Below are 20849 nucleotides of genomic sequence, written 5' to 3'. Positions count from 1 at the left end.
ACTTTTGACTGTCCAGTATCTTTTCACCACAATAAAATAAACAGGAACACAACCGCAATGGATATAAGATGTAAAACTTGTCCAAAGTTTTGAAAGAAACCGTTGTTCAGAATGAGAACTTTGGCTAAAGATGCCCTCATCTACCGTACAACACTAATAATCCGGTTACGCCCTTCATTTTTTGCCTGATATAAGGCCTTGTCTACAGATTCAAACAAATCATTTAGATAAGATTTGGGGCTTAGTATATTTTCAACCGAAAAATCTTTAATGGACAGAAGTCCCATACTTATCGTAATGGATACAGATTGGGTTATATTTTCGATGACCACTTTATTCGATTCGACTGTGGATTTGATCCGTTCGGCTAGGACCTTGGCCTGCGATTCATCCGTATTGGGTAAATAGATAATAAATTCTTCTCCGCCATAACGCGCTAAAATGTCAGTCCGCCGCAGTGAGTGCTTGATGACTTCCACCGTGTTGCAGATCACTTCATCGCCGGCTAAATGGCCGTAATTGTCATTGACCAATTTGAAAAAGTCGATATCCAATAAAAGAATGGCAAAGGAAATTTGATATCTCCTGTTCTTCATCACTTCGTTCTCTAACTGCTGAGTCAAGTAATGACGATTATAGCAGCCGGTTAAGCTGTCGGTAATCGCCATCTGATTAAGTTTTCGGTTCGTTTGGGATAGCTCAGTTTGTATTTTGATTAGTTCTTCGTTGCGTTCTTGCAGGATCTTATTCTGAAGGATTGTTTCATCAATGAGGCGCCGAAGCTCGGTTATATCCTGAAACGTGATGATCCGCCCAACCATTAGACCGCTGACCATGATGGGCGCAGCATGAATGCTGATATACCGATTGATTCTAGGATGTAGTAATTCGATTTCTGTCCTCTCCAGCGGACGTTCCCGGTAAGTATGCAGAAAACATTCGATATGGCCGTCAGCCGGTTCGTGCGGAAGGATGGCCACCATATTGAATCGATCACCTATACGCAGATTCATATGGGGAAGCAGCGACTGATTGATTTCTACCACGATTTCATTATCATCCAGCACCAGAATTCCATGCTCAATCGTATCAATAATATCTTGATGAGCGATGGTCACAATATCAAACACTTTATCCCGGTGAATGGCAATAACAAACATGATAGCAGATAGTAATATGCCAAGGGATGCCATGCCCGGGATGACCGGCAGATATGGGGAGAGGACAACATTTAGGAATATGTCCACCAAGGTGAATATGGCTATTACCAAGACCCCTCTGAGCATGTGCATCACTTGTTTTTTGATACGAGGCCTATTATCTGATACAAGAGCTAGATAGATGATATATAGCGAAACTATAAAATGGATCATCAAGATCGTAATATTAAACCAAAAAATAGGCCCATAGGTTCTTTGGATGTAACCGCCGTTAACAGGGTGGACAAACCAGCCGTTGGGATTGACGATTATGCCGAGCGCTGCTAATAATGCAGGTACAAAAAGAAATAAGGATATTTTTCTTCGCAGAAATTTCGATTGACCGGTGAGAAAAATCGTAAAAAGGAGCCATCCCGTGGTTAGTAGAGGCGAACTTACAAATGCAAGCTTCACATAAAATAATTGAAAGGTAGGATTCCCCGTTGTTTTGATGGCGAACTGGCAGAAAGGCCATAGCATCATGGCAAAATGGAATAATAGATAGAGTTTGTGCAGGTTCGTGATTGTGACTGAAGCAAATATGTATGCAAACAGAGCAAACAAAACGAAGAACAATATTAAGTCAACCCACACCTCAAAACCCAATATATTACACCTTCTTGCTAAGATTAGTCATATGGAATCCTTTTTGGCAACTGGATTTTATATCTTAACTTTAATATATAGTTAGCGTTAAAGGAATACAACATTTATGCCTGGTGTTTTTCTGGATTTGATTAATATTATCCATAGTCTGGGTGATGAACCGTTTGTGTCTTTCCCGCATTGTTCTTTCGGTGCTTCTATCTAATCCCCATTCGAGAAATTTAGATAGCCGTAATGCAGCATATAAATCCCAGTAAGGCAGATTTGTGAAATCAATGGTAGTCATCATAGATATATATTGATGCGTAAAGTGATTCATAGCGTCTAATGTTCGCGATTGCCGAGGCCTTCCACAGCACACAAAATTCACTTGAACACTCTTTTTCGAATGGAAAAGGTTGCGGGACTCTTCATTCAATTATTTTCATGAATATAACATGAAAGCACAGAACACTGGTCCAAAGCGATCGGTGTTTCTTATATTATCAAGAAAAGCCTTTCTTTTGACGGCTGTTACATTGAAATGTAACAATTCAAACGCCTAGTCGCTGTAAGTAAAATGGGGGGAATAAGAGTTGATTTACATGAAAAGGCCATCCTGTGCATAGTGGCCTTGATACAAAAACCTGCCGTTACAGATAGCGCGGGAACCGTGTCATAAATAGTGGTAAATCGGAGAGTTGAGTTTGATATCCAATCCACTGATCTAGAGCTTAAATATTTGATTCCTAGATAAAAATGTATATTGCAGATATATAGGGATAGGATATAATTAGAGTGAATGAAAGGGGATAGAACGTATGGATACGTTTAATTCTGTACGTGCTGCTAAATGTCGTGAAGATCTTAATCTAACCCTCAGCTATATAGCTGACCAACTTAGTATCTCTATTAAAGAATTAGCTGATATTGAATCAGGCAACGTTTTTCCAGATAGTGGTACTATTGAATCAATGGTTAAAATATATGGCTGCTCTAAACAATATTTGATCTCAGACACATTAGAGCCACAGGCGGTAGTTTTTGCAAGAAACGGAGATAGACTGTCGGAGTTTGATCAAGACCAAGTTCTAGAGTTCCTGGCTTTCCAAAGAGAAGTATCTAAACAAATTCATAATGAGCATTGATTTAATTAATCTCAGGGATATCAGTCAAAGATGTTCTGCCAGGGAACTAGCTGATATTGTCCTTGAGATTTATTTTACTTCAAACGAAATAAGTTTTCCTATCAATATATTTAAAATATTATCTGACTTTAGTATTCATTATCAGTTCCTTCCCTTTGATGATTTGGAGGGTGTTTATTCGCCTGAGAGTGAGGGACTGGTAGCAACAGTTGGTATTAACTCTAAAAGACCTTACGAGAGACAACGGTTCACCGCTGCCCACGAGTTATGCCATCACATTAAGGATTATTCTGTTAGAGTTAGTCCTACAAACAGTAAAGATCCCATTGAAAGATTTGCTGATGAATTTGCAGGGAACTTACTCGCTCCAGAGAGGTATATACTACAACTCGCCAAACAGTTTGAAAATAGCGAAGGATATCTTGAGGATGATGATGTTCTCAGGATAAGCTTAGTATTTGGTGTCAGTTTCATGAGTTTATACTGGAGATTTATTAATTTAAAAAAAATTAAAGTTTTACCAAGTAAAAAGTTTTTTACAAAATATCAGCCATTTAAAAAAATAGAGAGTTTAGGCTTAAATAGATTAGATAGAGTCTTTTTGAGGAATATTATTAATTCATACTCCTATGTGCCCCTTATGGATACAAGCCCTGATTGGTACAAGCTCAAAAATCATTTGATTTATAACGATGGTAGGATCGAAGGACTAGACCTTGACATAAACACTGTTTCGGAAATCTGTACTGATTTGAGAATCCATAAGAGAGAAAGTAAATATTTTAACGAGTTCAAAGATAACAAGAACATAATTGAAACAGTCGGACATTATTTTGTTTGTAATCAAATATTTAGAGCACAGACGTTTCCTAATAGGTATGAATTGAAAGAACTACATAAGCTTCTTTTTAAACTTTCACCTGACCCTGACTTGTCAGGAGAATTTAGAACAATAGATAATGAGATCACTGGAGCTCAAATTCAAACAGTGTATCACGGTAAGATTGAGGAAGAGTTATACTTTTTAGATAAAGAAATTGATGTATTAATGGAAAAAATCGATCAGTCAAGCTTTTCTGATGTTTTGGAAAAAGCAGTAGTTATTCATCATAGACTAACTCAAATTCATCCTTTTACAGATGGTAATGGAAGACTTTCGCGAGCTGTTATGAATTGGATATTGAAGAGAAAAAATCTCCCTCCAATTTATGTTGAAGTCTCAAAAAAACAGGAATATTTAGCATTGTTACTAGATGCCGATAAAGGAGATACTTCTGGTTTAGTGAATTTCTTTTTAGAGATTCTACTAAAGAATATGGTAATTAGTAATGCTAATTTAAGAATGATTCAACATGACGAGGCTGTTGGCTAATTAACCAACAGCCTTTTGCAATCTCTGCTTTACCACAGATTTGACCTGAACCGTACGGTAACGGGAGTAGAATTATGTAAGAAAGAAAAAGCATAGGTTTCTTAGTTAATTATGTTTTGAATGATCTTAACGAAATTCAAACTTTACTTATCATCCTATTGGAAGCTATGTCTAATTAAGCAAATATCCTCATATAAAAAAGCTTGAGAGAAGTGAGATCGAGAGTAAATTCGAAGAAGGCGGAACATCTTATAACATCGTATTCGCGCTGCGAGATATGCTCTGAGTCTGCGGAAGAGGAAGCCAGACAGACAATCCTCAAGCGGAAAATCTAATGAAATTTATTTGTTTGCCACAGCGTAAGAAAATTCCCTCCACCGATGTACGGTGAACCATATCATAAACACAGCGAAATCAATTATTTTATCTCGACCAAAGACTTGACCGTGCTTGGTCGAGATGTCTTTTTATCATTGTAACCTTTACTCCGACTACCAAGATCTTTTTCTAATTTAATCCTGATTCAATCTAATCTCCATAGCAGCAATCACTTCCTTATTAATTTTGGTGATTGCTGCTATTTCTTCTGCACTTCTACTGCTAATCAAAGCTATATGTTCATCTATCGCTTTGCGGTGGTCGGTGTTTTCTTCAAAACGGAAAATTTCGATAGCAGGAACCTGAAAGGCAGCGATTATTTTTTCCAGGGTCTCCAAAGAAATGTTACGGTCGCCACGTTCTACCCCACCTATGTAACTGTAGTGAAGCGATGCCGCTTCGGCCAGTTGTTCTTGCGTCCATCCTTTTGCTTTTCTAAGCTCACGTATCCGATTTCCAACACGCTCTGGTAAATTCATGGGATCACCTCCAATTAAGGTTAGAAGAGGTATGCTAACCATTACAGATCATCAGAAGCAAATTGATATATTGATATAGTGTTGTTACTGCTAACCCATAATGACCGGAGGTTGACGGTGTAAGCTGTCCTGCTATTGACGGCCATGCTGTCCGCAGTAGGATAGAAAAGCAGGGAGAATCATGACAATTCTCCCTGGATCACGCGCTTTACCATATGGTCGTCCACAATCCGGTGCTTGTTCTGTGCGCCGTAGATCAACGCGTGGGTACAGAGCTTGTTCACCAGCCGGGCGGCTCCGCTGGAAAAACGGTAGATTTCATCCATCGCCGCCTCCGTAAACAGTTCATGCTCGGCACCTGCTGCACTCAGATGCCTCTTCATATAGGCCCCCACTTCCGCCCGGTCCATATGCGGAAGATAACACTGCATATCAATTCGCTGGCGGATCGCCGCATAGGCTTGCAGCCCCAGCCGGTCCCACAGTTCGCTTTGCCCCACCAGAATCAGGGCCATCGGACTCTGTGAATCCATTTTCAGATTTAGTAGAAATCGCAGTTCCTCCAGCATCTCCCGGTCCAGCAGATGGGCTTCATCGACCACGACCACGGGCTGTAGCCGGTGAATCCCACGCATGAGTTCAATCTCCCGGTGTAACTGCCGTTTTGCATCCCCCCGGTAAAATTTCGACTCACAGCCGAGCTGCTCCAGCAGCCCTTTGTAGAAGTGGCGCGGGGTCAGTTTCGAATCGGACAGGTAGAGTAGCTTAAAGCGCGCCTCGTCCAGTTCCTTGGCTAACCGCCGGATCGTAGTCGTTTTCCCGGTCCCGCAGTCCCCTGTGAGCACGGCAAACCACTGGCGTTCCGCGACATAGGCCAGACGCCCGAGCATTTCTTCCTGCGACGCAGACGCATATAACTCGTCTACCGCAAGATCTCTGGAGAACGGAGCACGGTGCAACTCGTAGAAGGACTCAAACATGGCCATCCTCCGCCTGCACTCTGCGGTACGTCACCGCAGGTGCTTCCCGCTGTTTGCGCTGCTGGTGTCGCTGCTCTGCCGCCTCCAGCAGTCTCGACGTGTCGGTCATAGATGCGCCCAGGTGCTCCGGCAACGCCGGACGGGTTCCCGCCCGCTGACCGATTTCCATCTCGCGCACCCGCCACGGCGCTCGTCCCTCATACTCAATCGTCAGTTCCGTGGGGTCTGCCGGGTCATAAACCACCTCGACCGTACAGCCAATGACCGTCAGGCCCACTTCGTACTTTCGGTTCATGAAGCTAATGCAGCCCGACTTGTCGACCTTCCGCTTTTCACTATGCAAGAACGCGTCCGCCAAGGTATCCGGGTCCATGAACCGCAGTGCTTTCTTGTCACTCCGAAACGCCGTTTCCGGGCTTTGCTTGTCCGGCAGGGCGGAGTGGGGCTTGTGCTGGTAGCACTCCGAGAGCCATACCTCGAAGCGCTCATTCAACTGCTCGAGTGTCTTCGGCTTCTCCAAGGCGACTTCGCTCAGAAACGAATCGACGATTTGGTTAAACCGTTCGACCTTGCCTTTGGATTCAGGCGAGTAGGGCTTCGCATAGAGCAGCCGGGTTCCGAGCTTGGAACATATCCGGGTCATGGCTTGGGTACGGTACTGCTTGCCGTTGTCAAAATAGACCGCTTCTGGTACCCCATACTTCTGGATCGCTTGGCGAAACGCCGATTCGACCAGCCGCTGGTCCATGACCGGCACAAACTCCCCATGCAGAATAAACCTTGTAGCGTCGTCAATGAACACGACCAGATACACCTGTTTCATCGTCCCGCTTTCGCCAAGGGGCAAATACGGTCCGTATTTGAGGTCTGACTGCCACAGCTGGTTCCGGTGGCGCTGCTGGAAGCGTCTGGCGGCAACCCCGGATTCGGCGTACATCCGCAGATGGCGCGAGCTGTAGCCACAGGCAGTCAGTCTCTCCTGCAGGGTACTACGCTTAATTTGGCCCGGCGAAATCCGCCCTTCCCATTCTAAAATCTGAATGAGCTGTGCGACGCTGCGGCCGGGGACCTCCCGGCGCAAGAGAATCGCTTGCTCGAGCACGGCGGTAGGAAGAATCTCTTCGGAGGGCTGCCGCCCTTTGCCTTTGGGCTTCAGGCCGGTAAATCCTTCGCTCCGGTAACTCGCCAAATACCGGCGCAAGGTACGTTCGGAGAGTCCGGTTTGCTTACAAATCTGCGCTTTCATCTCCCGGGCTTTGGCCGGGTCCAGCCCTTCGGCAAGCAGGGGAGCGAGAAGCTGCATCCGCTCTGCGGCGAGGGCTTCGGCTTTCTTTTGGTCTTTCATGGGTCGGTAAACTCCTTCCTGAAATGAACTCAAGGAGAGTCTACCGTAGAGCCGGGGCGGACAGATAGGCAAAACGGGTATGTACCCACAAATGAGCGTTTGCGACGGGGCGGACAAGTCTGGCCAGCCAGCCGGGTCCTTGCTGACGAAAGGCGGGGGCGGAGGTCATACGCAGGTGATCCGAAGCTTCGGGGGACCCGGGAGCGAGGCCGGACATCCGAGCCTCCAGCGCCTGCAGAACGAGGATGAAGTAGATAGAGAGCACGCGAAACCAGACCTTCCAACGCCGTAACGTAGAGGTTTCCGCGCAGGCGGTCACGGACGCCTCCGGCTCCGTGACCGCCTGTTCGATACAACGGGAATCGTACCGTTTATAGGGAATGAGTAGATCCGGGAGCTCATGGTGAATCCTGCGGCATCCCGCACACCGGAGTCTGCGAATCACCAGTTGGCGCAGCTCACCACCCCCACCCCGGACCTTCCGCTCCCGGCTACCGATAATCTCCAGGTTCTCTGTGCAGCACGGGCAGGGCACCTCCTCCGCACCCCTGACGAAAAACACCAGGGATCTTTTCAACCAGCGCATACTCTGTTACAATGACCATGTCTAATGATGAAGGATATTTCCGGTGCGGCCTGTGCTAGCAGGCATACACGCGATGGAAGTATCCTTTTTCCTTTGCTAGAATACGGTCATTATATCTGGCAACTTCCGGACAGGCAATCCCGCCAGCTTCGCGGCGTTATGCTTTAGCAGAAACAATAGTGTACTTAAAAGTACTATTTAGATTGACCCATTATACAAACAGATATACAATCAATTAAAAAAGGTCGATAAAAAAGGAGCCTCCCTTGCGCCCTTCCATTCAATCACTGAAGCCGGATATTATGGTTGAAATGTTGGAAATGGCATTTAGCTTCGAGAATTGGGACAAGCTGCTGAATACATCGGATATTCTATACAGCTACGCACAATGCATCTATGAAGAGCGGCAGTATTATAAGGCAATAGGATTGCCTGCACCGCTTGCAGATATGGCGCGTCCACTGGTTTACTATTACGGGTTCAGTCACCTAATGCGGGGGAAGAAGCAAGGCCAATATGATCGGGCTAGAGAGTACATCGATAAATATGCGGAGCTTGGCTGGATGGAGGATTTAGGGGAGGAAGGAATGCAGATTGTTGAGGAGTTCAAATTCCTGGCGAAGGCAAATTTATTTGCACTGGATATTCTATCGGGGAAGACGGAACGGCTGGCGGAATATGTATGTTTTTTGCAGGACAATCCGGAGGAGCTACTACCGGGGCTGGGTGCGGTATTGCAGGCTGCACTGCAGCATGGTCTGAATGTAGATAATCTTTTAGATACTTTTGCGGAGCGGACTGCTGACTTTGGGGAGTACGAAGATGTAGGCAATGTCTCACATTATTATAACTATTGTTACAACTTGACATTATACCATAAGCGGTTTGGCCAAATGACGGACGCGCTGGAATACGTTATGCACTCGTTGGGCTTGGCACACCAGTCAGGCAATGACAGGAATTTCAAGGGATGCATGGCCCTGTTCGAATCGTTACGGGATGGGGCGACGGAGGAGCAAATTCAGCAGTATAAGGAACACCTGAAGGGATGCCTAAAGGAGGTCTACGAGTAGTTGGTCTAGAGCATGTCTTCAAATTATAAAAACGTCCCAAAACATAATTTAATTGAGGCGCACTTAAGGCCCGATCAGCTTGTTAGATGGCTAATGCGGGCCTTTTTGATGTTGGTTTGAAAGGGTAACTGACACTCCAAAACTCTGACAGTTTTGTGACCGGATAGGCTGGATTTTGTCGGTTATGAAGCTTTTAGATTCTATTTATCAATGTCAGGAGGCCAAGCAGTAGGGTGATACCGATCAAATCAGTTGCTGGAACCAGCCCTGTTTATTCACATAACCAGGTTGCAGGGCTAACCCGTGGAAACAGGCGCTGTATAAGGCATTTAAGCAGGCGAACCAAGCTGGAATCACTGTTAAAAGAGGTTCGGATGCGCCTATTAAGGCTGCACTCCCTCCTTAACTCCCATGATTTTTATACTATAACTAAGCAATTTATCATATTAACATACTTCTATAGTGGAGCTTAATGGGTAAAAAGGTCTAATTGATTTTTTGCATGAAGTGGGATTTTTATACCAATTGACAATCTTAGACAAAAAAACCTATGATTAATCCAGTATATGGATACGAGCAATATGAATGGAAGGAAACAAGTCCTAGGACATCATAGGATAATGTCATCAATCTGACTTAGGGAATCGGTTCCGCCATACCAAGAGTTGCATCGTTCTAAACCAACTGGAGGCATGGAGTATGAAAAAATTTAGGATTCTGAGTATCGTTTTTACCCTTTGGCTGTCCGTTCTCCACGGTACGGCTTCGGCGGCGAACGACTATACTTGGATGCAGGGTGGACAGCAGGTTAGGCTAGAGGAGATGGCTACCCTTGACTTGGACCCTTCTATGGTATTCCTGAATAAGGAAGATACCATGCAAATCGCGAAGGATAATAATGACACCCCAAGCGGGGATGAGCTGGGCAGCATTTACCCTGCGGACGAAAACCAGATGTGGGAGGTTGTCTTCCTCTACGAGGAAACCGGACATATCAAGGATGACGAAAAAGAAGAGATCAATGCTGACGACATACTAGAGAGCTACAAAAAAGGGACCGAGGAAGCCAACAAGGACCGCCCCGAAGGAACGCGCATTTACGTAACCGGTTGGGACGTAGAACCGTTCTATGATGAAGCTACTCATAACTTGACCTGGTCGATGCTGGCGGAGGACGATAATAAGGAACAAATCCTGAATTATAACGTCAGGCTCTTGACCCGCACAGGAACGATTTCGGCAATACTCATCTCCGATCCGAAGCATCTGAACGAGGATAAGAAGATCCTGACGGAGAAGGTTCTGCCGAAGCTTACTATTAATGCAGGGAAGAGGTATGAGGACTTTAATGCCGCTACCGATAAGGTGTCGGAGCTTGGGTTGACCGGCCTTATATTGGGCGGAGCTGGCTTGGTCGTGGCGAAGAAGGCTGGACTCATTGCTATACTACTGCTTGTAGCGAAGAAATTCGGAATCGTTATCCTTCTTGTATTGGGAGCGGCCGGGAAGTTTTTCAGCAAGCTGTTCCGCAGAAAGAAACCAGCAACGGAGGAGACCGAGCCAACCCCGGACAATCCGGAAGAGAACGTATCATAAGTTAGAACGTGAAACGGAGCCGTACCAATGTGGGGCTCCGTTATTTTTTTGTCTAAGAGAACCCCCAGTTCGACTGGGGGTTCAGGAAAGCATATAGCTATAATAGTCATCTCTTGAACTCGAGGATAAGATGAGAGCCGGTCTGCCAACCGCTCAAACGAATCACAAGGAGGACAAGAGACGGACAACAGTAGTCTAGCACGCACGAATGGAACTGCAAATATCATGTCGTATTTGCACCTAAGTAGGGTTTGCTGAACAACATATCGGTTTTGGTTAACACCCGGTAAGTGGCCTATAGAAAACCCAGCCGAAAAAATGGACAAAAAGAGCCCGTAACCGGCGCTCCAAATTCATGACCATGAATGAAAGGGCGATTACTGTCAGGCTTCTTGCCGCGCCTTTCGCTCGAATCAAGCCTAACCCGTAGCGGCGTTTGCCTTCTCCAAACTTGCCTTCGATCGCATTGCGTTCCGCTGCATCTTGCCGTTCTTGCTTACGGTGTGTCGCCTGGTTTTCTGCTGAAGGCCTGCCCAGTTTGGGGCCGCTGAGACGAATGCCCACCCCTTTACAGTAGGCAAGGTTCTCTCGATTCCGGTAGATCTTGTCTGCCAGGATCACCGCCGGATACGCGCCAAAACGCTCTTTGTACGATTTCACCGCATCTTGCAGGGTGCCCGATTCGTTAAAGTTGTCCCATTGCATCGTTTCGATCCAGGCGTATCCGTTGGACAGACTGGCTGCTATCTTGGCTCCAAACTCGACGGACGCTCCGGCTTTTCCCCGGACAATCGGTCGGACATGCGGCTGTTCGATGCTTACGATTCGATGCTCCACCCGGTGCACTCCGCCATTCATCATTTCTTGTTGCTGCCGGTGCAGTTCGCGAATGACTAGCAAACGGCGATAGGTCATTTTGCTCAAAGTACTCAGCGAGGTTTGCTGGCTCAGGTTTTCAATGATTCGCAGATCCCGACCCACATAGCCGAGCTGCTTCTTGACCGCTTTGCGGATCGTTTTACCTTTGGGCTGGCGTTGTTTAGATACAAGCAGGTACGCTTTACGGGCTTGTCTGCGGTACGTGCGCGGCTTCTCCGCCAGACCGATCAGCGGCTGATGCAATGCGTCAATGATACCTTCCAGGATTTCACGAGCATGATTCAATAGCCCCAGATCTGTCGGATACTTGATGTCGGCAGGCGCACAGGTTGCATCCAGCATCAACGTGCCGCGATGGGTTTGTGCGTCGGGATTGGGAAGAAGACGAAAGAGGGACTTGGCCTTGCCCTTTTGTTGAGACTTTTCCGGCGTGGTATCCACTTCCAGAATCGTTAGGGTGTCGTCCATTTTCATGACCATTTGTCCACCCCCCGGGTGATCATCGTCGTCATCACGTGTTTGTTCCTTGGCTTTAGCCGCTGCTTTTGCTGCTTCCTGCTCGGCCTTCAGCCCTTCTTTTATGATCCAGTCATTGATCTCGTGAAGGATGTCGGGACCCAACCGGTCGCGAAAGTGAGTCATCAAGGAATGATGGAAGGGCTCTTTGTCCACGTAACCGCCAAAACCCAGAAAATACTGCAAATAGGGGTTTTCCATGATCTGCAAAGTGGTTTCCCGGTCGGTTAAGCCTAGACGTTCCTTGATCAACAGGGAGCCCAAAGCCAAACGTACCGAATACGCCTTTTGCCCTTCGTCGGGTGCGCCGAACACCTTTACATATTTTTCTTCCGCTTGCTCCCAGGGAACGAGTTTGGCCAGCTTCACCCACCGATTGTTGGGGTTCAGTTTGCCGCCAAAGGGCAGGTAAAAATCTTTGAGAAGATCGTCGGTCGATTCTATCCGTTCAAACATGATAATTCACTCCATCTGCAAGGGTTTTTTGCATTTTTCGAGTATTTCCTTGCAGATGATTTCGACAAAAACGGCTTCTATTCCTTGTGGGAGTAAGAGTTTTTGTTTATTCAGCAAGCCCTAAGTACCGCAGGCAAGTCATCTATGGGAAAATAGCAGATTAGACCGATCATGGTTCTTACGACCTATTCACATTACAGGAATAGATACCTATTATAAAAATAGAACTTCAGTCACAACCCAGTGAAAAAGGCAAATCATGAGAAATCATGAGACGCAAAGCCAAGGGCCTGAACCACATCCATGTGGAAGGCAGCCGGTTGCCACAAGGAATCATAGCTTTTACTATGAGCCTTGTCTGAGGTTCATTTTTTTTGTCTATTATCCTTATATCAAAGAAAGGTAGGAACACATGAGAAAACGTAAATCCTCCAAAAGACTTTCTTTCCTGGTTTCGATGATGCTTATGGTCCAGGTCTTGTTTCCCGCTCTAAATGTGTTTGCGGCTGAGACAAACAATAACGTGCTGCCTCCAAGCAATCTTTCCTATCAGCTCCTGACACCAACCGATGTCAAGCTGACATGGAGCTCCGTGTTTGGGGCTACTGGTTATAAGGTGTATGAGATTACGGATGGCCAACTGATCGAGCGGGGGACAATGACAACGACCTCCTTTACCATTAACGGTCTTCCGGAAGGTTCATATACTTATGTGGTTTCAACCTTAAGTCCGGACGGAGAGTCAGGGCCCTGCGCGCCAATCACGGTGAATATCACCTATCCCGACATGACGGCGCCAACCTTGACTTACACGATTCAAAACGGCAACGATATTGTCCTGAGCTGGACCACTTCTGCGTATGCCCAAAGTTACAATCTTTATCAAGTTCAAGCTGATGGACAAAGAACCTTGATAAAATCCCAGGCAACACATACATATACAGTCGTCAATGCTCCAATGGGAACAGCTACGTACGCGGTTAGTGCGGCGAATTCCGCCTTTGGTGAATCTCCTCTATCCGCACCTGTCGACGTTAATGTCGTCCTTCCAGTCATGGCCGCTCCAGGCAACTTCACGTTTAGCCTGGCGAACGTCAACGACATCAACCTGAAATGGAATGCAGTCAGTTACGCCACGAACTATAAAATCTATCAAATCCAAGCTGACGGTCAAAAAGTATTAAAAAGCACGGTAACCGGTACAACCGTCTCCTTTACCAATCAAGAGGCTGGAGAATATGTATATGAGGTATATTCCTACAGCAGTCGTTTTGGCGAATCGGCGGAAGGAAGCCGTTTAACGGTAACTGTCGGGGATGTCACTATGACGGCACCCGGCAATCTAACTTATAAACTGCAAAACGTCAACGACGTGGTTTTAACATGGAGTACCGTTTCAAATGCTACAGGCTATAAAATCTATCAGCTCATCGACGGGCAGCTCGTACTGAAAAGCACGGTAACCGGAACAGCTGTCACCTATACGAACCAACCGGCCGGGGATTACCACTATGAGGTACATTCCTATAGTGACCGTTTCGGGGAATCGGCGGAAGGCAGCCAGGTTTCAGTTACTCTGAGCTCCGTAACCATGGAGCCGCCTGCCGCTGTTAACTATACGCTCAAAAACGTTAATGATGTGGTCCTGACCTGGGAGACTTCGGCAAACGCCAGCAGTTACAAAGTCTATCAAATTATTGACGGACAAAAAGTATTGAAAAGCACGGTAACCGGCACTACTGTCACTTACACTAATCAGCCGCAAGGGAATTATACGTATGAAGTTCATTCCTTCTCTACCCGTTTCGGGGAATCAGCGGAAGGAAGTCAGGTTTCAGTTACTCTGAGCTCCGTAACAATGGAGCCGCCGGCCGCTGTTAACTATACGCTCAAAAACGTTAATGATGTGGTCCTGACCTGGGAGACTTCGGCAAACGCCAGCAGTTACAAAGTCTATCAAATTATTAACGGACAAAAAGTATTGAAAAGCACGGTAACCGGCACTACTGTCACTTACACCAATCAGCCGCAAGGGAATTATACGTATGAAGTTCATTCCTTCTCTACCCGGTTCGGGGAATCGGCGGAAGGAACCCAGGTTTCCTTTACGCTCATTTTTCCGACCATGGAGCCGCCGGCCAATCTGATCCAAACGATTAAAAATGCGACCGATTTTTCTTTGACTTGGGCTGCATCCGACTATGCGACAAGCTATAAGGTTTACCAGATCGTGGATGGTCAAAAAGTGCTTAAAAGTACGGTAAGCGGCTTAACCGTTACGTATACCGGCATGCCGCCGGGTGATTACACGTATGAAGTTCATTCGGTTTCAACCCGTTTTGGCGAGTCGTCGGAAGGCAGCCGGATTACGGTAACGCTGAGTGGTCAAACGCTGCAAGCTCCGACAAACCCGACCTACACCATAACGAACGGTAATGATATCACTTTAAAATGGACGGCGGCGAATTACGCAACGAGCTATAGAATCTATCAAATCATTGATGGACAAAAGGTTCTGAAAAGTACGGCAACCGGCAGTTCCGTGATTTATAGAGACCAGCCGGAAGGCACCTTGGTTTATGAGATCAACTCTGTTTCCACGATCTTTGGCGAGTCACCGGAAGCAGCTGAAGTCACGATTTCGCTGATTTATCCTACATTGGCCGCCCCGGGTAATCTGGCATATAAAATCCAGAATGGAAACGACGTCGTGTTAACTTGGGGAGCTGTAACCTACGCGAACTCTTATAAAGTCTATGAGCTTGTCGACGGACAGAAAGTTCTAAAGAATACGGTAACAAGTCTGACTGCAACACAGACGAAGGTACAGGAAGGTGATCACACCTATATCGTAAAAGCCGTAAGCAGCCGTTTCGGAGAATCACCCGAAGGAGGTCAGGTGACCTTAACGATCCTTCCTTCAATTATGCAGGCACCGGGTAATTTTACGAAAAGTATTGTGAACGGAAATGACATTTCCTTGAAATGGAATACCGCTACCTACGCAACGGCTTATAATCTTTACAAGGTTGTTGACGGACAGGAAGTGTTGGTGAGATCGCAGACCGGAACAGCTGTCACACTCACGAACCAGCCGGAGGGCGAGTACAACTTTGTGGTACGCTCCTACAGTGACCGCTTCGGAGAATCGGCAGAAGGCAGCGAGCTTAGCTTCACGTTGGTCTGGCCGGTCATGCAAGCGCCGAGCGGCTTTAAGCAAAGTATTACGAACGGAAATGACATTACCTTGAGATGGGATGCCACTACCTATGCTTCGGGCTATAAGTTGTATCAAGTGATTGACGGACAAGAAGTTCTGAAAAAAACTCAAACCGGAACGGCCGTTACGTTTACGAACCAGCCAGAGGGCGATTACGCTTATGTTGTTCGCTCCTACAGCGATCGTTTCGGAGAATCGGCAGAAGGCGGCGAGCTCCAGTTCACGTTGACCTGGCCAGTGGTTCAGCCTCCAGTCCTGGCAGGGGCCGTATTTAATGCCAACAATATTACGCTTTCTTGGCAGTCGGTCACTTGGGCAAACGAATATCATGTTTACGATGTGACTGGCGGTGACCGGCAGTTAATCTATAAGGGAACGGCTTTAAGCTACAAAGTGTATAACCTTTCAGAGGAATCGCATTCGTATGAAGTGACTGCGTACAGCACTCGGTTTGGAGAGTCTGCTCCTTCGAATCGAGTATCCAAGACGATTGTTTTCCCGGTCATGCAGCCTCCGGTTGCCTCCATTAATTTGTTAAGCGACACGAGTGCCCGGATTTCCTGGAATTTCGTCACCTACGCGAACGGCTATAACATATATGAACTCATTGACGGCAAACCGGTTTTGCTGACGCAAAACCTAAACAACTTGTCTTTCACGGTTTCGGATTTGTCCTATAAGGATCATGAATACTATGTGACATCGTACAGCAACTCGTTTGGTGAATCGGAACCGTCAAACACCGTTATCGCCAAGCTTATTATCGATACGGAAGCACCGGTGACGAAAGCAGAAGCACCCGCCGGTTGGACGAACCTGAGCCAGATTATCTCCTTATCGGCAACAGATAACGAAACGGGAGTCGCGAACACGTTCTATTCTCTGAACGATGGCGAGTATACGGCGGGAGCTTCTGTAACGGTGGACAAAGAAGGTGTAAATAAAGTTTCCTTCTACTCAGTGGATAAAGTAGGCAATACGGAAGCACCGCAGACGATTTACGTTAAGATTGATCAAACCTTGCCAAACACCAAGGTAAGTGACATCCCGGAATGGATTAAGCAAACGGATGTACTGACATTGACTGCAACAGACAATCTCAGCGGGATAGCCAAAACGTTCTACTCGATCAACGGATCCGATTATAACGAAGGCAATTCGATTACGGTAGACAACGAAGGTATTAACAAAATCAGTTACTACTCGGTTGACCAAGCGGGTAATAAGGAAGCGGCACACACAGTCGAAGTGAAGCTCGACAAGACAGCACCCGTGACCACTGCTGACGCTCCTGCAGCCTGGACGAAAGGAGATGTGACCGTCCAATTAACCGCAGCGGATACTCTTAGCGGCGTAGCCAAAACGTTCTATTCGATCGACGGCTCGGCATATGTCAAGGGAAGCACGTTCACGGTCAGTGATGAAGGGATCCACAAGGTTGCTTTCTATTCGACCGATATGGCCGGCAACATCGAGGCTGCGAATAAGGTCGAGGTGAAAATCGATAGAACTGCGCCGGTCGTCACGATGGATCTTAGCAAAGAGGCTGAGGCCGGAGCGACGCTACAGTTGAACTACTCGGCAACCGATGCTCTTTCAGGTGTAGTATCCGAGAAGATGACGGTTTCCAGTCCGGATGGAGCGGCGGAACAGGTCGTAACGAATGGCAGCGAAATTGTATTCGACAAACCGGGAGTTTACACTGTTACGGTTACCGTTACAGATGGTGTAGGGCTGAGCACGACATTGCAAAAACAGTTTACGGTTTACCTTCCAGCTTCCATAACGGTGACTCCTAATATTATCAAGGGCAATAAAGGCGTGTTTACTGTTCGTGTAGACTTGCCGAATGGATACAACAGTCAGGGATTCGATCTGAATACCGCTACCGTAAATGGTGTGAAGGCCCTTAACAGTAATAATGGCTATTACCAGCAGGCAAAGCTCGGCCAATTCAAATTCGAACGTTCCGATTTTGATTGGACGGGTTCAGAGGTTACTTTGCACTTTAGAGGATATGTCAACGGTATACTGGTGATCGGTGAAAAGGTAGTTAAAATCCAGAAATAAAAGGTATTGGAAAAAATCCCTTCGATGGTTCGAAGGGATTTTTATTGAAATTCAGAATTCCTCGCTGAGGAACAAGAAATTTCGCCCAGTAAAGATTGTTACCCCTTCCGCTATCACCCATGAGTCTTCCGTAACCCAAGATTGCTGATCAATAGGTTATCCCGAAGCTTATCCGGGAAACGGCCCAGGGCTACGATCATGCGTGCGCCTTTGCCCACAGCGTAACGGGTACGGGGTTTGGGTGACGTTAGGGCGTGAATGATGGCGTTCACGACCACTTCGGTAGGGGATAAAGGCTGCTTGGCGATAACCGATTCGAACTGTGTCAGTGCCTCTCGGTACAAGGCAAGTCGGTCGGACGTAACCTCCTTTAGTGACCGGGCGGAAGAGTCGTGGGCTTTTTCGTGAATAGCGGTTTCGATAGCGCCCGGCTCAATCATGGCTACGTGAATGTTCCAAGGCTTTAATTCAACCCGGAGCGCGTCGGTAATAGCTTCCATCGCGTGCTTGGAGGCGGACAGTGCGCCGAAGAAGGGCAGTGAGGTTTTTCCCGTAACGGCTCCGATGTTGATGACTCTCCCGCCATTTTTCCGCAGCAGGGGAAGGAATGCCTGGGTTACCGCAATTTGTCCAAAAACGTTGAGTTCAAACTGCTGCTTGATTTGTTCCATAGTGAGCAGTTCCAAAGGGCCCTGCACCATGCAGCCTGCATTATTGATCAGTCCGGCCAGCCCATCGTTTCCGACAGTCTTCGCCACTTCCTCGAAAGCGAATTGTACGGATGCTTGATCTGTGATGTCGATTTGGACTGGGATCACCGCAGATGAAGTTGACGCCCGAAGCTGCTCGCCCCGCTTTGTATCGCGCACTCCCGCGAAGACGCGAACTCCCATTTGAGCCAACTGCTTGACGCATGCGGAGCCAATTCCTCCAGTCGCTCCTGTAATAAAAACCGACATTGTTCCCTTAACATTACCTTGTGCCAACATGACCACGCTCCAATAATGAATTTATAAGTTGCAAAATGTTACGTTGAACGATCGGGCGCGGTTATCATTGCGCGATCAAATTTTCGGTGTATGCCCATAGCTTGCGGCGGAAATCGCTGTTGTAGGCTTGAATGTCTGCCTGGGCCGGCTGCTTCTTGTCGAAGTATTGCCCGGTCACTTGATCAAGCTCGGCTGCACAAGCCAGATGGAAGAGTACATCCGCTCCCGATTTGGGGCTACCGAACCCGAAGGGAATGCTCTCGCGTACCATTTTTGTATTGAGCAGAGACCCCGGGTGCACGCAATTTACAGTAATGCGGTCCGCCTTGAGCTGCTGGGCCAGCTCGAAAGTATACATGATTAAGGCGAGCTTACTCTGCTTATAGGCTTCGAATGGATCGTAGCCGTGGTCCAGCATGACATTATTGAGATTAATCTGCTTCTGCCCGATGGAAGCAACGTTGACGATACGCGCAGGTGCGGCTGCCCGTACAGCGGGAAGCAGAAGCTGAGTTAATAGGACGGGCGCCAGGTAATTGACGGCAAAACGAAGCTCGTGGCCGTCTTTGCTAAGCGCTCTTTTTTTATTCGAGAGCTTTCCCGAACCGATTCCCGCATTATTGATCAGAATGTCCAATCGGCTTTCTTGATTGCGGATCTCTTCCGCCATGCGCCGAACCTCGGCGAGGGAGGAGAAATCAGCCAAATAGGTCCGCAGCTTGCTGCTGCCTGTCCGTTTGGTAATCTCTTTTGCGACGGCGGCGCATTTTTCGCGATCTCTGCCGTGCAGTAGAACGGTAGCGCCTGCTTGCGCGAGCTGGGTGGCGGTTAGTTTGCCGATTCCGTCTGTGGAGCCTGTCACCAAAACGATTTTATCCTCAATATTGATCATGGATGGATTTGCGCCTCCTGTGAGCATAATTGTGCCTTTTCGCCTTGTGGGGAAGGGGTTTCTTATAGCTGCCGTGTGTGCATAAGCTCATATTATGGGACTTAATGTATAATAGGAAGAAGACAGTTTCTCGTATCGCTCGTGATGGTAGCAGTTAATATAGTAGGATAAATGCTGCCCGTTTTGGATTAGGAGGATTTGTATGAAAGATTCGATCAGACGCAAGGAGCTTGCAGATTTTTTACAGACAAGGCGAAAGCGGCTGTCACCTCAGGAGGCCGGACTCCGAAGTGATTCGACGCGTCGGCGCACTCCCGGTCTGCGCAGGGAAGAGGTCGCGGCATTATCGGGGATTTCCTTGACATGGTATACAAGCTTGGAGCAGGGACGTGAAATTCGCGTATCCGAGCAGGTCTTGGAGAGCCTGTCCCGAACGCTCAAGCTGGATAAGGACGAGCGAAGCTATCTATTTGCCTTAGCCGGTCAATGGCTTCCTGGCGATCCGGAATCGCACGCAGGCAGCAGCGAGATGATCTCTCCGGCACTCAGGTTAATTCTTGACGAACTGCATCGATTTCCGGCCTATATTGTCGGGAGACGGTGGAATATTGTGGCGTGGAACCGGATAGCCGCCGAGGTGTTTGGATACAGGGACGACATGAATGATAGAGAGCGTAATGTCGTTTGGCGGATGTTCATGATGGAAGAGTACCGGCAGCTGTTCGTTGATTGGGAGAGTATTGCGAAGGGGCAATTGGCTCAATTCAGGAGCTTCTATGGAAAGTTCCCGGACGATCCTTGGTACAACGATTTGGTGGAGCAGCTATTGAAATCAAGTAAGGAATTTGAAATGTGGTGGCCGCAGCATGAAGTGATCCGTAGCCCCGAAGGGAGAAAAGAACTGTATCATCCAAGGCTGGGCGTGCTGAGTATGGATTACAGCAGTTTTTCGCTGGCCGAGGATCACAGCATGATCATGACGGTGTTCACCCCGCAAGCCAATACCGGCACGATGGAGAAGCTGGACCGGTTTTCTCAAGTCAGAGTTTGATGGGGAAGTGTAAGTTTATTGCTGCAAGTTCGTTA

General features: G+C 47.2%; 14 protein-coding genes and 1 riboswitch. Of the genes, 6 read left to right on the top strand and 8 right to left on the bottom strand.

Annotated elements, in window-relative coordinates; all coding sequences use genetic code 11:
* Nucleotides 1–140: 140 nt before the first annotated feature.
* On the bottom strand, nt 141–1805 hold the full coding sequence (locus PDUR_RS26190) for a histidine kinase N-terminal 7TM domain-containing diguanylate cyclase (protein WP_052410416.1): 1665 nt from the start codon (nt 1803–1805) through the stop codon (nt 141–143).
* An 800-nt stretch (nt 1806–2605) separates the two neighbouring features.
* Between PDUR_RS26190 and PDUR_RS26185 the strand changes: the two genes are divergently transcribed.
* Both PDUR_RS26185 and PDUR_RS26180 read left to right on the top strand, forming a co-directional pair.
* Nucleotides 2606–2932, top strand: a complete 327-nt coding sequence (locus tag PDUR_RS26185) for a helix-turn-helix domain-containing protein (protein WP_042208825.1) — start codon at nt 2606–2608, stop codon at nt 2930–2932.
* Nucleotides 2922–4304 (top strand): Fic family protein, encoded by a 1383-nt coding sequence (locus tag PDUR_RS26180; RefSeq protein WP_042208824.1) that lies wholly within the window; start codon nt 2922–2924, stop codon nt 4302–4304. The genes PDUR_RS26185 and PDUR_RS26180 overlap by 11 nt, the downstream gene beginning before the upstream one ends.
* A 512-nt stretch (nt 4305–4816) precedes the next feature.
* Here PDUR_RS26180 and PDUR_RS26175 read toward each other — a convergent pair.
* The 4 genes from PDUR_RS26175 to PDUR_RS26160 all read right to left on the bottom strand — a co-directional run bounded on the left by PDUR_RS26175 (nt 4817) and on the right by PDUR_RS26160 (nt 8063).
* Nucleotides 4817–5161, bottom strand: coding sequence for a helix-turn-helix domain-containing protein (locus tag PDUR_RS26175; protein WP_042208823.1), 345 nt, complete (start codon nt 5159–5161; stop codon nt 4817–4819).
* Nucleotides 5162–5340: 179 nt separating this feature from the next.
* Nucleotides 5341–6141 (bottom strand): ExeA family protein, encoded by an 801-nt coding sequence (locus PDUR_RS26170; RefSeq protein ID WP_042205200.1) that lies wholly within the window; start codon nt 6139–6141, stop codon nt 5341–5343.
* On the bottom strand, nt 6134–7486 hold the full coding sequence (locus PDUR_RS26165) for a DDE-type integrase/transposase/recombinase (protein ID WP_042205201.1): 1353 nt from the start codon (nt 7484–7486) through the stop codon (nt 6134–6136). Before PDUR_RS26165 ends, PDUR_RS26170 begins: the two co-directional genes overlap by 8 nt.
* A gap of 40 nt (nt 7487–7526) precedes the next feature.
* On the bottom strand, nt 7527–8063 hold the full coding sequence (locus PDUR_RS26160) for a DUF6431 domain-containing protein (RefSeq protein WP_052410173.1): 537 nt from the start codon (nt 8061–8063) through the stop codon (nt 7527–7529).
* A 275-nt stretch (nt 8064–8338) separates the two neighbouring features.
* Between PDUR_RS26160 and PDUR_RS26155 the strand changes: the two genes are divergently transcribed.
* Nucleotides 8339–9145 carry a DNA-binding protein gene (locus PDUR_RS26155; RefSeq protein WP_156130642.1) on the top strand — a complete coding sequence of 269 codons (807 nt, stop codon included), beginning with the start codon at nt 8339–8341 and terminating at the stop codon, nt 9143–9145.
* 699 nt (nt 9146–9844) lie between these two features.
* Nucleotides 9845–10741: a DUF2167 domain-containing protein gene (locus PDUR_RS26150; RefSeq protein WP_042208821.1), complete on the top strand. Its 897-nt coding sequence runs from the start codon at nt 9845–9847 to the stop codon at nt 10739–10741.
* Between the two features lie 276 nt (nt 10742–11017).
* Here the strand turns inward: PDUR_RS26150 and PDUR_RS26145 are convergent, their stop codons facing one another.
* On the bottom strand, nt 11018–12592 hold the full coding sequence (locus PDUR_RS26145; protein ID WP_042208820.1) for an IS5 family transposase: 1575 nt from the start codon (nt 12590–12592) through the stop codon (nt 11018–11020).
* 241 nt (nt 12593–12833) lie between these two features.
* Nucleotides 12834–12920: riboswitch (cyclic di-GMP riboswitch) on the top strand.
* An 84-nt stretch (nt 12921–13004) separates the two neighbouring features.
* Here PDUR_RS26145 and PDUR_RS26140 point away from each other — a divergent pair.
* Nucleotides 13005–17882 (top strand): fibronectin type III domain-containing protein, encoded by a 4878-nt coding sequence (locus tag PDUR_RS26140; protein WP_042208819.1) that lies wholly within the window; start codon nt 13005–13007, stop codon nt 17880–17882.
* A gap of 113 nt (nt 17883–17995) precedes the next feature.
* Here PDUR_RS26140 and PDUR_RS26135 read toward each other — a convergent pair whose 3' ends face one another.
* Together PDUR_RS26135 and PDUR_RS26130 are read right to left on the bottom strand one after the other, a co-directional pair.
* A complete protein-coding gene (locus tag PDUR_RS26135; protein ID WP_042208817.1) occupies nt 17996–18871 on the bottom strand; it encodes an SDR family oxidoreductase in 876 nt (291 codons plus the stop codon).
* 64 nt (nt 18872–18935) lie between these two features.
* A complete protein-coding gene (locus PDUR_RS26130; protein ID WP_042208815.1) occupies nt 18936–19763 on the bottom strand; it encodes an SDR family oxidoreductase in 828 nt (275 codons plus the stop codon).
* A 202-nt stretch (nt 19764–19965) separates the two neighbouring features.
* Here PDUR_RS26130 and PDUR_RS26125 point away from each other — a divergent pair, with 202 nt between their 5' ends.
* Nucleotides 19966–20814 (top strand): helix-turn-helix transcriptional regulator, encoded by an 849-nt coding sequence (locus tag PDUR_RS26125; RefSeq protein ID WP_042208814.1) that lies wholly within the window; start codon nt 19966–19968, stop codon nt 20812–20814.
* Nucleotides 20815–20849 lie beyond the last annotated feature (35 nt).

The organism is Paenibacillus durus (assembly GCF_000756615.1).
Taxonomy (GTDB): Bacteria; Bacillota; Bacilli; order Paenibacillales; family Paenibacillaceae; genus Paenibacillus_AQ; species Paenibacillus_AQ durus.
This window is presented reverse-complemented; position numbering and strand designations above follow the sequence as displayed.